The organism is Paenibacillus sp. ALE2 (assembly GCF_054113385.1).
Genome location: NZ_CM134213.1, coordinates 2,714,804 through 2,727,264, shown reverse-complemented (window position 1 = coordinate 2,727,264; position 12,461 = coordinate 2,714,804). Strand labels below are relative to the sequence as shown.

Annotated in this window: 13 protein-coding genes, 1 pseudogene and 1 other annotated feature; of the genes and pseudogenes, 7 read left to right on the top strand and 7 right to left on the bottom strand. The window is 45.1% G+C overall.

Features of this window, described 5'->3' with window-relative positions:
- Positions 1-110: 110 nt before the first annotated feature.
- From ACXHJ1_RS11850 to ACXHJ1_RS11840, 3 genes are read right to left on the bottom strand one after another with little or no spacing between them, the layout of a single operon-like run.
- Positions 111-2,195 (bottom strand): peptidoglycan D,D-transpeptidase FtsI family protein, encoded by a 2,085-nt coding sequence (locus ACXHJ1_RS11850; RefSeq protein ID WP_107734723.1) that lies wholly within the window; start codon positions 2,193-2,195, stop codon positions 111-113.
- Between the two features lie 20 nt (positions 2,196-2,215).
- A complete protein-coding gene (locus ACXHJ1_RS11845) occupies positions 2,216-3,367 on the bottom strand; it encodes a transglutaminase domain-containing protein (RefSeq protein ID WP_457906104.1) in 1,152 nt (383 codons plus the stop codon).
- 16 nt (positions 3,368-3,383) lie between these two features.
- A complete protein-coding gene (locus ACXHJ1_RS11840) occupies positions 3,384-3,866 on the bottom strand; it encodes a hypothetical protein (RefSeq protein ID WP_457906103.1) in 483 nt (160 codons plus the stop codon).
- 222 nt (positions 3,867-4,088) lie between these two features.
- On the opposite strand from ACXHJ1_RS11840, the gene ACXHJ1_RS11835 reads away from it, so the two are divergent.
- The 3 genes and pseudogenes from ACXHJ1_RS11835 to ACXHJ1_RS11825 all read left to right on the top strand — a co-directional run bounded on the left by ACXHJ1_RS11835 (position 4,089) and on the right by ACXHJ1_RS11825 (position 6,015).
- A complete protein-coding gene (locus ACXHJ1_RS11835; protein WP_107734726.1) occupies positions 4,089-5,258 on the top strand; it encodes an MFS transporter in 1,170 nt (389 codons plus the stop codon).
- A 180-nt stretch (positions 5,259-5,438) separates the two neighbouring features.
- Positions 5,439-5,507, top strand: a pseudogene (locus tag ACXHJ1_RS11830) (YjcZ family sporulation protein); the annotation flags it as partial.
- A gap of 166 nt (positions 5,508-5,673) precedes the next feature.
- The gene (locus tag ACXHJ1_RS11825) at positions 5,674-6,015 is read left to right on the top strand and encodes a toprim domain-containing protein (RefSeq protein WP_017427271.1); all 342 of its coding nucleotides are present in this window, start codon (positions 5,674-5,676) and stop codon (positions 6,013-6,015) included.
- Positions 6,016-6,099: 84 nt separating this feature from the next.
- Here the strand turns inward: ACXHJ1_RS11825 and cyoE are convergent, their stop codons facing one another.
- Positions 6,100-7,044 (bottom strand): heme o synthase, encoded by a 945-nt coding sequence (gene cyoE / locus ACXHJ1_RS11820; RefSeq protein ID WP_016819989.1) that lies wholly within the window; start codon positions 7,042-7,044, stop codon positions 6,100-6,102.
- Between the two features lie 203 nt (positions 7,045-7,247).
- Between cyoE and ACXHJ1_RS11815 the strand changes: the two genes are divergently transcribed.
- Positions 7,248-8,231: a metal-dependent hydrolase gene (locus ACXHJ1_RS11815; RefSeq protein ID WP_457906102.1), complete on the top strand. Its 984-nt coding sequence runs from the start codon at positions 7,248-7,250 to the stop codon at positions 8,229-8,231.
- Positions 8,232-8,481: 250 nt separating this feature from the next.
- Here the strand turns inward: ACXHJ1_RS11815 and ACXHJ1_RS11810 are convergent, their stop codons facing one another.
- On the bottom strand, positions 8,482-8,703 hold the full coding sequence (locus ACXHJ1_RS11810) for an alpha/beta-type small acid-soluble spore protein (RefSeq protein ID WP_013311857.1): 222 nt from the start codon (positions 8,701-8,703) through the stop codon (positions 8,482-8,484).
- 120 nt (positions 8,704-8,823) lie between these two features.
- Between ACXHJ1_RS11810 and ACXHJ1_RS11805 the strand changes: the two genes are divergently transcribed.
- Complete coding sequence (locus tag ACXHJ1_RS11805) at positions 8,824-8,991, top strand: hypothetical protein (RefSeq protein ID WP_016324694.1); 168 nt, start codon at positions 8,824-8,826, stop codon at positions 8,989-8,991.
- Between the two features lie 42 nt (positions 8,992-9,033).
- Here the strand turns inward: ACXHJ1_RS11805 and trpS are convergent, their stop codons facing one another.
- Positions 9,034-10,023 (bottom strand): tryptophan--tRNA ligase, encoded by a 990-nt coding sequence (gene trpS, locus ACXHJ1_RS11800; protein WP_457906101.1) that lies wholly within the window; start codon positions 10,021-10,023, stop codon positions 9,034-9,036.
- A 55-nt stretch (positions 10,024-10,078) separates the two neighbouring features.
- Positions 10,079-10,336: a binding site (T-box leader), on the bottom strand.
- 141 nt (positions 10,337-10,477) lie between these two features.
- Here trpS and ACXHJ1_RS11795 point away from each other — a divergent pair.
- Both ACXHJ1_RS11795 and ACXHJ1_RS11790 read left to right on the top strand, forming a co-directional pair.
- A complete protein-coding gene (locus tag ACXHJ1_RS11795) occupies positions 10,478-11,443 on the top strand; it encodes an aldose 1-epimerase (protein WP_017427268.1) in 966 nt (321 codons plus the stop codon).
- A 90-nt stretch (positions 11,444-11,533) separates the two neighbouring features.
- Complete coding sequence (locus ACXHJ1_RS11790; protein WP_013372934.1) at positions 11,534-11,770, top strand: alpha/beta-type small acid-soluble spore protein; 237 nt, start codon at positions 11,534-11,536, stop codon at positions 11,768-11,770.
- Between the two features lie 123 nt (positions 11,771-11,893).
- Here ACXHJ1_RS11790 and ACXHJ1_RS11785 read toward each other — a convergent pair whose 3' ends face one another.
- Positions 11,894-12,295 carry a hypothetical protein gene (locus ACXHJ1_RS11785; RefSeq protein WP_025365776.1) on the bottom strand — a complete coding sequence of 134 codons (402 nt, stop codon included), beginning with the start codon at positions 12,293-12,295 and terminating at the stop codon, positions 11,894-11,896.
- Between the last annotated feature and the right edge of the window lie 166 nt (positions 12,296-12,461).

The window sequence follows — 12,461 nt, the reverse complement described above, 5'->3', positions numbered from 1 at the left end:
ATCCAAGATGACAATTTTGTAAGAAAACGTATAAAAAAACACAAAAAAAAGCTTTCCTCAGCTCAGTGGCTAGGGAAAGCTTACCTGAAATAATATCTGTATAAAAATGATTATGGCTGTTTGGCTGTATTAGGATCGGCTGTCGCTGCGTCCTTTTTCTTTGGAACACCGTCCAAACCGTACACTTCGTCGTAAGCATCAAAGATTTTACGCGCCACAGGTCCGGCGCTCCAAGCTCCGAAGCCTCCTTCAGGAATGACAACTGCTACTGCAAGTTTAGGATTCTGACGCGGTGCAAAGGCGATAAATACCCCGTTATCTTTCAGTTCCCTGCCTACACTCTGCTGAGATGTCCCCGTTTTGCGAGCAAAGTCATACGGAAAACCTTTAAATGCGCTAACATCTGTCGCCATCCCGCGTATGACTTCATTCCAGTAGGCATCCGGAAATTTCACTTCATTTAGCACCTTCGGTTTAATTGTTTGAACTACATTGCCGTTGGTATCTTTAATTTGGCTGACCAAATGGGGCTCCATCCGTTTGCCCTTGGTAGCCAATACTGCTGTATATTGTGCAAGCTGAAGCGTTGTATATTTACCCTGCTGACCAAAAGAAGCATATGCCAGTTTAGATAATGAGGACTCTTTCGAATTATGAGCATACTCTCTGCGACCAGACCATTCACTTGGTAAATCCACACCCGTAGACACACCTAGCCCAAACTCCTTCATATAGCGGTCCCATACATTCACACCCTGATCTTCCTTGGCATTATTAATGTATTTGTTATACAATCTCTTACCTACCATATCGACCATAAATGCATTCGAGGAATGCCGTATGGCAGAAGCCGGGTCCAACCCGCCATACACGTGGCCAGAAGAGTTCCGTACTCGTGAAGAATTGTTACGCCCAAAATAGGCTGCTCCTGTATCCTGGTAGTAAGATGAAGTACTGAATAAACCTTCCTCCAGACCTATTAACACTGAAAGTGGTTTAATGGTGGAACCGAGCAGGACAACTGACTCTGGATGCTGGCCCGGTTGACCTGATCCAAAGGAGCGGATAGTACCATTTAAATATACATTTTGAATTTTTTTATAGTTATCATTGGATATATTTCCAGTTTGCCAATAATTTGCATCGTAATCCGGCATACTAGCCATAGCTACCACATTTCCTGTATCTACTTCCATCGCTACAGCGAAGCCTGTTTTGGCATAAGGATGAGTCTTGCCAGACACAGCGTGTGAATGGAGCCATCTCAATTGATCCGTAATGGCTTCTTCTGTTTTAACCTGAATCTCTTTATTAATCGTGGAATAAATGTTGTTCCCTTTTTGCGGAGGAGTAACAGAATCTACACCCTCCGGCATGTTTCGAGGATCAATCGGAACCGTTTTATAGCCATTTTTCCCTCGCAATTGTTCCTGATATTGATATTCCAGTCCATCAAAGCCAACAGATTCATTATCCATATAAATGAGGCCCGGATCATTTTCAGCTGACATGGATTTTTGAATATTCTTATATTTATCCAACGTTTCACGCGCACTTTTATAACTTTTAATATAACCGACCGCTTGAACAGCTACTGTATCAGGATCGTAATGACGTACCGTCTCTTCAACGACATCTACGCCTGGAAACTCACTCTTATGCTGCATAAAATAGGCAACTTCATCTTTATTAAGATTCGTTTTGATCAGACGCGGCGTAAAACCGCTAAATCGTTGATAGTTCCGATCCATAGCGTCCATAATTTGCTCTGCCGTCATTTGCGGCTCATCTTTATTGCCATATTGAGCAAATCGATTTGCCAGCTTTTGTGTCATATTTTCTAGCTCAGGCAATAACTTCTTATCTGGATTACGCAAATTCTCCATGCTGTCACTATAGTTCTTGGAGAGCGTGATATACAGCGATTGTACAGGTGTCGAATACGCCAGTCGGTTCTGTCCGGTTGAATCATAAATCGTTCCGCGAATCGGCGTAAGTGGTACATTTTTAGTAACATTACTGGCCTCCTGCTGCTTGAGCTGAGGTCCATCTACAAATTGAAGTATCGCCAATCTTACAATTATGACTGTAAATATAATGAACGAGCTGAAAAAGAACAGATTAATCCGGAAGCTAAATCTTTTTCGGTCGGATGTCTCATTGTCTTTTCCTTGCTCGTTGTCCATCTTTCTCATGTGCCCTTTTCCACTCCTTCTTAAATCACTTTATCCTTGATATGTGTTTGGGCAAAACCGGGCGGGTTAAACCAGTCTCCACTTTGTGCCCAGGTCGGGTCTAACGGAACCCACTGATGCTGTCCGCTCAAATACACCTCATTCCAGGCATGGGACCCGTATCCTCCCTGTCCGTTGTATCCAAGACCTGTTACGACCTTGACCTGTAGTCCCTGCGAACGAGCCATCATTGAGTACAGGCGGGCATAATCAATGCACACTCCTTTACGTGTATCAAACGTATCTCTGGGCGTCTGTTCATGCCAGTCACCACGTTGCTCATAGGCTTCCACCTTACTGTAATCATAGCTAATGCGGGTGCCTACCCATTCATACAACGCTCTGGCTTTTTGCTCGTCACCGCTAGCCCCTTCTGTAATCTTGGCCGCTGCCTGAACGATATCGCTTGGAATGTCTCGGTCAATTATTTCGTATTTGCGCTGCATGATACCATTCAATTCCTTGGTAACAGCTTGCGTAAATACAGGGAGCTTATCCTTAATCAGAGTCCCGGACAACGGCTCAATGACCGATTGCGCACCTTGCTTATAAATCGGCGAAGCTTGTACGTAGCTGCTAAACCCGCTGTCTGGGTACAGACTTACGCCTATGAACAGCAGGGCTATGATCATCATGGCGCGAGCTCCACCAATAAGAGTACCTATTCCGGCCCCTGCCACCCTGCTGAAAAAGCCCGATTTTTGGGGATGCTCATGGAGAGAGAAATCTGATTTGCCACCTACCATCAGCACATAAATGGCACGCAGTATAAACTGGGCGATAGCATAACTGAGCATGAACAATACGGCAAACCGCAGCAGCGGAAAACCCTCTATCCCCGCCACAAGCGTATAATAAAATTGCTCAATCCCACTTAGTTTTCGCTGTGGCAAATGCTCCATGTAAGCTGCCAGCCATTGCTGCACCTTTGGTGAAAGCCACATGGCTAACCCGAGCGAGCACAAAATACCCGCCACAGTGAGTATGCCATCCACAATGAGACTAAACAGCGCACCTACAGATCTGGAGGCTCCTCGCCTCCACCCCTGTATTAACGACAATACTACGATGGCGATCAGAAACACCGTCACGCCATTCCAATGAAGAATAGACTCCAGCCAGGATGGATTCATTGTGTTCCTCCTGTCTTTACGGCGACTGTGGCGGCTGTGCAGCAGCCAAGTCTTTCGCGCTTTCGATATATTTCTTGACGGTGTCACTCATATTCCATTCGCCCAGCGACATTCCCTGAAACCATACCTTGACCTTGTCTCCCTCAAACGGACCTTTTACTTCCAGGTTGGAACTGGTCACTGTAAATGTACCATCTCCGTTGGAGGTGTATTTGGCATTTTGCCCCTCTTTTATCATCATGTTCAAAGCCTCGCTCTGAACCTTGTTAATTGCGTCATCCTTTGCCTGAGTCACGACCTTGCCAACCTGTTCAAAGGAAATACCACTGTAGACTAGCAAGCCTGCAATCACAATAATGACGATCAGCCATTTTACGAGAGTTCTTACAATCTTCAATATGACTAACAATAGGACAAGCCCAATCACTATATACAGCCAGTTATCCTGAACGATCTGCCAATTATGTTCCAAAAACTCTGACCAGACGTTCTTATCCATTCGCTACACTCCCGTTTCCAACTACATGATTCAAATTGCAAAATTGTCTCTGTAATTATACATGATTACGCAATGTCCTGTCAGCTTAGGTCTTATACATACCTTGTCAATCAATTCTTGTCCATACAAAGTGGTCTATGTTCGTCCAATCTGGCGTACAACTTAGGAAGGGCCAATACGAAGTAACATGAAAGTTTACATTTAGGAAAGGGGGTCATTCACATGAAAACAGCCCTCTGGCTGTATCTCTTCTTGTTCATTGCCTTTTTTGATCTGCATGCACAATATCCTATTTTGACACCATTCGCCATCTCTCTGGGGGCAGCGCCTACCTTTATCGGTTGGATGATGGGAATTTACTCTCTGACTCACCTGCCTGGCAATTTGATGGCAGGTCCCAAAGTCGACAAACACGGCAGTCGCCGATATATTATGTTCAGCCTGACAGCCGCAGGCCTGATCCTGATCATTCAATCGTACATCCATACACCGTGGGAATTGCTTTTTCTGCGTGCGATTAGTGGTTATGTGTTGGCCTTTTTATCTCCAGCCTGTCTGGCCATGCTGGCGCAACTGTCCGATCATCCGGTTACGCAGGGAAAATATATGTCGGGACATGGTGTTGTCCACACGTTGGCCTCAGTTCTATCTCCAGCTGCGGGCGCATTTATCGTAGCCAGCTTTGGCTTTAGCGAGACATTTAGCTCCCTTGGTATCATTCTCGTAATCACGGGGCTTATGGCTTATTTCACCTTACCCAAAAAAGCACCCGCTCCGCAGGCCCAATTATCTGATGGTCATACGACACCTGCTCCACAGTCAGCAGCACAGACCCGGTTACCCTTCAATTGGCGTTACCTGCTTCTACCTTTTGTTTTGGCGTGCGCACAAGGCATTTTATTTTACGAGATCCCATTACGAAATAACGGTTCTGCGTCCATGATGTCCACCGGATTGCTCTTTTCCATCATCAGTTTGGGAGCACTCTGTACGCTCAGTTTGCTTTTTCTGAACAAATATTCACCGATGGTAAGGTTAATTTGCGGCATTATTCTGATGTCTTTAAGCTTCTACGCACTCGCCACCACGCCTGAAGCGACCATAGGCATCACCCTGTTTATTTTGGGAACAGCCAAAGGCATCATTTTTCCAGCGCTGGCCTCTCTTTTCATACGAATCGGAGGGGCTCGATTGGGCAAAACCTTTGCCCTACAATCCATTGCAACGTCTATCGGCTCCTTTGCCGGGCCTGTACTGGCGGGTCAGCTTCCGGATCACATATCTCCTTTTTTTATCGCATTTCTAATTTTGATGACTGGTCTACTATTCGTTCCTGTTCAGCGATTATCTCCTACACCACCACTATCTGCCTCGGGTCCTTACCATTCCTAATTATAACTAAGGGGCCATGCTGAGATGCTACCTTTAAAGCCCAAAATACGTTCTAGAGGGCTTACGCACAGTACCTAATACCCTGCTCCTCATAGACTAATTTGACTGAACAATTCAATACAAAGGGAGGTGCAGCCCATGAGCCACTGTCATCCTGTAAGCCCTTGCCCTGTTTTTGGAACTTCAACTGGTACCATTCTTGTTCTTTATATTCTGCTCGTCATCATTCTTCGTACTTGCTGGTTCTAATGTTCTAATTAGCCCTAACATCCGGCTTTGTAACCCATGCCTGCCACTTACGGCAGGCTGTTTTGTTGTTTTTTGCATGAGAACCCCTTTTAGAGCTAAACTATACACATATTCTTTCATTTCCCGGGGAATTTCGAGCACAGGCATCAAGCAAGGGGTGAGCAAAATGGCGATAACCGTGATTGTCGAAGGAAAAAATGACCGCAGTAAACTCCGCCGATTACTCGATCCGGAGGTCAACATTTTATGCACCTTCGGCACACTAAACTCAATAAAATTAGAATCCCTCCGCCAGCGGACCAAGCATGACGAAATATTTTTATTTATGGACAACGACAGCTCAGGGAAAAAAATAAGAGGTGTGCTTGCAGACGCTTTTCCGGATGCCCTTCATATGTATACACGCAAAGGCTATGCAGGCGTAGAAGGTACTCCAGATGAATATGTAATTGCCCAGCTGGAAAAAGCAGGGCTTGAGGAATACATTGTATACCCTCCTGTTCTTTAGTCCTGCAAATAACAAAAAAGCTGTCCTCAGGTCAATTTCATGCCTGTTGGACAGCTCTATATAGTACAGCTTCTAAGATTGGTATTAGAACTTATGAACCGTATCAACGATCATCAGCAAGAAGCTGAGTGTCAAATGGTTAATGGAAAAGAAAAATACTTTTTTTGCCCACGAATCCGTTTCTTCTTTCTTAATCGTAAAGCCTTTAAAGGCATAAAACGCCCAAAGCACGGACAGTAACACGGACACGATCATAAAAATCATACCGGCATATCCATAAGCATACATAAGGATGGGTACCGGGATCAGCAGCACAATATAAGGAATCATCTGAATCTTAGTCCGATGGATGCCTTTCACGACTGGCAGCAATGGAAATCCTGCTGCGCGATATTCCTCAACTCTGCGAATGGCAAGTGCCCAGAAGTGAGGAGGTTGCCATAAGAACAGTAGTGCGAATAAGAGCCAAGCACCCATGTCAATACGGCCCGATGCGGCCACATAACCAATTACCGGAGGCATAGCCCCAGAAATACCGCCAATGGATGTACTCCATGTAGAGGAACGTTTCAACCAGAGTGTATAGATGCCAACGTAGACAAACATACCCAATATGCCCAGTAGTCCTGCCTTCACACCAGAGAAGAAGAATAAAACAGCCAATCCGACAATACCCAAAATAATAGCGTATGACAACACCGTTGTAGGGGTCAGACGTCCTGTTGGCAGTGAGCGATTACGTGTGCGCTCCATCTTCAAATCCAACTCACGGTCAAAGTAGTTGTTAAAGACACAAGAAGACGCCATAACCAGCATTGTACCTAAGAGTGTAAGAATTAACTTTATATAGTCAACGTCCCATTGCGATGCCAACCAAAAACCACCGAAGGCTGCAACCAGATTAGTACGAAGGATGCCTGGCTTGGTAACTGTAATAAAATCTTTCCAAGTTCCCGCCTTACCGGGTGGTTTAGATTTTACAGAATAGGTAGCCGCATCCGAAGAAGTCTTATAACTAATATTATCCATTGTGAGTAACTCCCCCTTAGAGATGTATGAATTCGGGAGTAAGTTGAACTCCGATATAAATTTTATCATATACCTACCCCAAAAAGTTTGACAGAAAACGCACAAAACGTTCACAATTCAGATGGCAAATCACCCCTGCTGATCGTTTACAGTAAATTTGGGTAGTAATAAGTACAGGAAACAATACAAAAGGAGCGACAGATATGGATACAGCCACACACTTTGTCATGGGAGTCGGGTTGGCCGGGCTGGCCTATACTGATCCTGTCGTCGCCGGAGATCCCAAACTAGCAGCGGTCATACTGCTCGCTACAGTCGTAGGGTCACAAGCTCCGGATTTTGACACCTTGCTTCGGTTGAAAAATAATGCAGCGTATATTCGCAATCACCGTGGACTGTCGCATTCTATCCCCTTCTGGTTGATATGGATCTTGTCCATAACGGGACTGATTTGCCTGATCTTCAGGGATGTACCCCCAGGTCATGTAGCATTATGGGTAACGATTGCCGTCTGTCTGCATGTATTCACAGATTTATTCAATACGTACGGAACCCAGGCATTTCGGCCGTTTACGAATAAGTGGATATCTTGGAATATCATCCATATTTTTGATCCCTTTATTTTCGGCACCCATGTTGCTGCGATCATGCTGTGGATCACCGGATTGGTTCCGCCCGCCCCCTTATTTATTACGCTGTACGTCATTATTGGCCTGTATTACATTTGGCGAACCTGGAGTCATTTTTTTACCAGAAAAGCGGTACGTGATATGGACAATAAACATCAGGAAGGCGACACCTATTATATCATTCCCACGGTATCATGGAACCGGTGGCATGTGGTAAAAGCTCATCAGAATGGAAGCTATGACATTGGCGGATTAAATGGCAAGCATTTATTTTGGACGAAACACGCAACTCCATCCACACATCCAGCCGTAGAGGCCTCCAAATCCTATCGCGATGTGCAAGCATTTCGCTATTTTTCCTCCTTTGCCGTTGCCGAGGTGGAAGAACTGGAGTGGGGCTATATTGTGCGATGGGGAGACGTCAGGTATCGACACCGGAGGCAATATCCATTTGTGGCGGTGGTCGCGATGGATAAGCAATTCGGACTGATCAACAGTTATATTGGATGGCTCAGTGACGAAAAGATGCAAAAACGTCTTTCCTTGCATACGAATTAAAAATATTTCCAAGCTAACAATAGGCCGAGTGTATTACAGACAGCAAGTCTCCCTTAAACGGGGGCTTGCTGTTTTTTTGACTATTCCCGTAAAAAAAGTATTTCATGAAAGCGCCCTCTTGACGAAGCAGACTAACGTGATTCACAATGGTCATAAACATGCGCAAAAAAATCCGGAGCATGATTGCTCCGGATTTTCTTCATCACAGCTGCTCATAATACAGCTTCCAAGATGGGAGTGTTTATGTGTATTACTGCAAGCGGCTGCTGCCCGACAAGGATTGTTCTGCTTGTTGGACCAGCTTTTTCGTGATGTATCCCCCAAGAGAACCTGTTTCGCGGGAAACGACATTACCGAAGTAACCGTCCTGAGGGATGGTGATGCCAAGTTCTTGAGCTGCCTCATATTTTAATTGTTGTAAAGCGGCGTTGGCCTGCGGTACTTGCAGGTTGTTTGAACGACGTCTGCTCATATTTGAATCTCCTTTCAGTTCTTTGTGAGTGAGGTTCATTGCAAGCTTGCAAGATTATTATGGCTCACTTACATCTACTTATTCCTGAAATTCAACATTCGAAGGCTGGAGGTTTTTACCATGAGCAAAGGTCTATCCCTATGGTTCGCCGTTTCATCCATTGTCCTGCTGACAGCAGCCGCTATATCCATCAGCTATTCTGCATGGCTTGCTATATTACTGGGACTTTTATCTGTCGGTAATATCGGCTGGGGCTTCGTAATCAAGGCCCGACAACGCCGTTCTTAAGTTAATTTGTAGAAGACCCCATCTGTCTGTCTTCAATTGGCTCTAGCGTAGACGTGGCAAAAAGCCCATGCGCTCTTTGACCGCAGACAGCGTGACTTCAGCAGCTTCTTGAGCACGCTCTGCGGATTGGGCTAAAATATGTCCAATTTCACCGGATTCCCGGATATCGCGATAGCGCTGCTGAATCGGTTCAAGCATAGCTACAACCGTCTCTGCCAGTTCTTTTTTAAATGTCCCGTACATTTGGCCTTCATAGCGATCCTGCACTTCTTGGAGCGACAAACCGGAACATTGGCTGTAAATGCCCATCAGATTACTAATTTCCGGTTTATTGGCTGGATCATATCTAACCTCACTGCCCGAATCGGTAGTAGCGCGGCTGATTTTTTTGCGTATGACTTTTGGATCGTCCAGCAGTGCAATAAAACTGCCTGCATTCGGATTACTCTTACTCATTTTCTTGGATGCATCATCCAGGGACATAATTCTCGCCCCTACTTCAGGGATATACGGCTCGGGAACAGTAAAATAATTTCCATAACGGTGATTAAAGCGGCCCGCTAAATCACGTGTCAGCTCCAGATGCTGTTTTTGGTCGTCGCCTACTGGGACAAGGTCCGCATTGTAGAGCAAAATGTCAGCTGCCATCAATGACGGATATACGAACAGCCCTGCTCCTACGGAATCCTTGCCAGCGGCTTTGTCCTTAAACTGAGTCATACGCTCCAGCTCGCCCATATTCGTCAGTGTTGTCATCAACCATCCCAGCTCAGCGTGCTGAGGAACATGGGATTGTAAAAAGACATTGGATTTCTCTGGGTTAATACCCGCTGCGATAAATAATGCCGCTACCGCCTCCGACTGCTCACGTAATTGAGCTGGTTCCTGCGGTACAGTAATCGCATGAAGGTCTACGACCATAAAGTAACATTGATGATCCTCTTGCAATTTGACAAAGTTTTTCATTGCGCCGATGTAATTACCCAAAGTAAGTTGTCCACTAGGCTGAATACCTGAAAGTACGGTTTTCATATTCTTCCTCCTCCGATTATTTCAATATTTTAGAACGCAAAAAGGCCCCGCATCCTCAAGGGACGCGAGACCGTGGTACCACCCTTATTCATTGCTGTCAGCCTATGAGTTGTCGGAGCTATCCTACGTGGCCGCTGCAATCTTGAAGCTCCGTTAACGAGGAGCAATCGGCCGTCATACTGAGGAAAGTAAAATCCTGTTCTGTGCGGCACTCCAAGGTCCATTCAGCAGTGCAGGCTCGCCGATTCTCATCCACCACCGGCTTTCTGAAGAGCTTATGCAAAAGCTTACTTGTCCTCATCATCGTGTTATCCATGTCATTTCTTTCTAAGCTACATTAATGATAATTCCGCTTACTGTTATTGTCAAATGACGATTGTGCCATATGACCAAAAATCTGTTATCATAATGACACGAAGCTTCAACCGATTATAGTGGACAAAGGAGCATGAATATGAAACAAGTGACCAAAGAACACTGGAACGGTTACGACACGTATGTTTTACATAGTGGTGAATTGGAAGTTACAATGATCCCTCGTCTGGGGAATAATATTATCTCCGTGCGTGATCTGAAGCTGAACCGGGATATCGTACGTCGACCTGGCGAGGAAGAATTGGCATTTTATTTACAAAAGCCATATCATTTTGGCTTACCTATTTTGATTCCTCCTGGCCGAATTCGCAAAGGACAATTTGAGTTTGACGGCGTCCCATATCAGTTTGACCGTAATACAGCCAACGACAATCATATACACGGTCTGCACCGTAATCAATCCTGGCGTTGCAGCGATATTGAAGAGGATGAAGAAGGTTGCAGCGTAACAACCGAGTTTCTGACAGAAAGTGATCCGCACTGGATGGAACAATACCCCATTCCTTTGCGGCTGGAAATGACATATCGTTTGCAGGGAACTGTATTAAGCCAAACGCTGCGCGTCACTAATCTAGGTGAAAAAACAGCCCCATTCGGCTTGGGATACCACACTTGGTTTATGGTGGATGGAGAACCTCAGCGCTGGCGCCTGAAGCTACCGGTGAATGGAGTATATGAACAGGATGCTGAGCAGCTGCCTACAGGTGTCATTACTTCTTTAGATCATTTGGAACAGCTCTCCTCAGGTTTATCTTTGAAAGGAACAAATTTGGATACTGTGCTGCGAGCAGCGGAAGGCCCTGCTGAAGCTGTTTTGACTCGTGATGATGGCTATCAAATCCGCTACACCGCAGATGAGCAATACTTTAAGTATTGGGTACTATATACCAAAGGGGAATGCGATCAGTATCTTTGCATTGAGCCTTATACCTGGCTATCTGATGCTCCCAATTTTCCTGACCCAGTCGGAGATGGTGGGCTGATTCGTCTGGAGCCTCAACAATCCATCGACCTCAAAACTCAGATTCATATCATATATCCTTAATTTCCCTATAGTCGCTTTTCTTCCTTCGGCGCATATTTTCATAACTCTGTCGCATACTAACCTCATCACAGCCGAAGGAGGTGACTACACATGTATGAAGCCAATCAAGGCAGAGGACGTCGTAGCAATACTCTGGTCGTTCCTCAAGCCAACAACGCATTGCAACAATTGAAATATGAAGCTGCGCAAGAACTGGGCATCACCATTCCGGCAGACGGTTACTATGGTGATATGCCGTCCCGTGAAGCTGGGTCTCTGGGAGGCTATATCACTAAACGCTTAGTACAGCTGGCCGAACAGCAATTATCAGGTCGTTCAGGTCAATAAGCGTCATTATTCCACATGAGCATTCCGTTATCGTAATTTACCAAAATGCGTTATAACGGGTATATAACAAAGGCGGTCTTCCTTCGGAAGGCCGCTTTTCTTTGCTCTTTTTAATGTCGATAGTTATTCAGATTTAGCCACGCGATATGTAGGCTTGTTATAGCGGATCATGAGATTCGCCATGTTGTAGTTAGACTCTAATGTTGCATCTACCAAGATTGTTCCTTGTCTGATGGCAAAATCGAAAGCAATCTCACCATGAGTCCAGCTACGCTTGTGATTTAGCGTTTCCAGGGCCATACGCCGAAAATGGTCCCGATGCTCTACAGATAAGCCTGGGTCTACTGCTGCAAATGTGCCACCTTTGCCTGCAATTGGATTATGCCGAATCCCAAATTTACCAACCACATTGTTCCGTATTTGTACAAATACGATCCCTGACGATAAACCCGCCAATTCATTATCCAATTCTTTAAAAACAATATCCATCTGCCTCGCCAACGACAATTGACCTACTTCATCCATCAAAAACCCTCCTATATACCTTATATGAAAATATTTAATAGGTCTTACGGCTCAATTATATGCGAAGGTTTTTAAGCTTACAATCAAATTCAACATAATTGGGTATTTATAACTATTTTCTAAGTATATCCATCATTTTAAATTTCGCTAACAGGTAGCATCAATT

What these genes read in the sequence shown, in the direction of transcription:
- ACXHJ1_RS11850 (WP_107734723.1), bottom strand. Translation starts at nt 2,195, where the DNA reads ATGAGAAAGATGGACAACGAGCAAGGAAAAGACAATGAGACATCCGAC.
- ACXHJ1_RS11845 (WP_457906104.1), bottom strand. Translation starts at nt 3,367, where the DNA reads ATGAATCCATCCTGGCTGGAGTCTATTCTTCATTGGAATGGCGTGACG.
- ACXHJ1_RS11840 (WP_457906103.1), bottom strand. Translation starts at nt 3,866, where the DNA reads ATGGATAAGAACGTCTGGTCAGAGTTTTTGGAACATAATTGGCAGATC.
- ACXHJ1_RS11835 (WP_107734726.1), top strand. Translation starts at nt 4,089, where the DNA reads ATGAAAACAGCCCTCTGGCTGTATCTCTTCTTGTTCATTGCCTTTTTT.
- ACXHJ1_RS11825 (WP_017427271.1), top strand. Translation starts at nt 5,674, where the DNA reads ATGGCGATAACCGTGATTGTCGAAGGAAAAAATGACCGCAGTAAACTC.
- cyoE (WP_016819989.1), bottom strand. Translation starts at nt 7,044, where the DNA reads ATGGATAATATTAGTTATAAGACTTCTTCGGATGCGGCTACCTATTCT.
- ACXHJ1_RS11815 (WP_457906102.1), top strand. Translation starts at nt 7,248, where the DNA reads ATGGATACAGCCACACACTTTGTCATGGGAGTCGGGTTGGCCGGGCTG.
- ACXHJ1_RS11810 (WP_013311857.1), bottom strand. Translation starts at nt 8,703, where the DNA reads ATGAGCAGACGTCGTTCAAACAACCTGCAAGTACCGCAGGCCAACGCC.
- ACXHJ1_RS11805 (WP_016324694.1), top strand. Translation starts at nt 8,824, where the DNA reads ATGAGCAAAGGTCTATCCCTATGGTTCGCCGTTTCATCCATTGTCCTG.
- trpS (WP_457906101.1), bottom strand. Translation starts at nt 10,023, where the DNA reads ATGAAAACCGTACTTTCAGGTATTCAGCCTAGTGGACAACTTACTTTG.
- ACXHJ1_RS11795 (WP_017427268.1), top strand. Translation starts at nt 10,478, where the DNA reads ATGAAACAAGTGACCAAAGAACACTGGAACGGTTACGACACGTATGTT.
- ACXHJ1_RS11790 (WP_013372934.1), top strand. Translation starts at nt 11,534, where the DNA reads ATGTATGAAGCCAATCAAGGCAGAGGACGTCGTAGCAATACTCTGGTC.
- ACXHJ1_RS11785 (WP_025365776.1), bottom strand. Translation starts at nt 12,295, where the DNA reads ATGGATGAAGTAGGTCAATTGTCGTTGGCGAGGCAGATGGATATTGTT.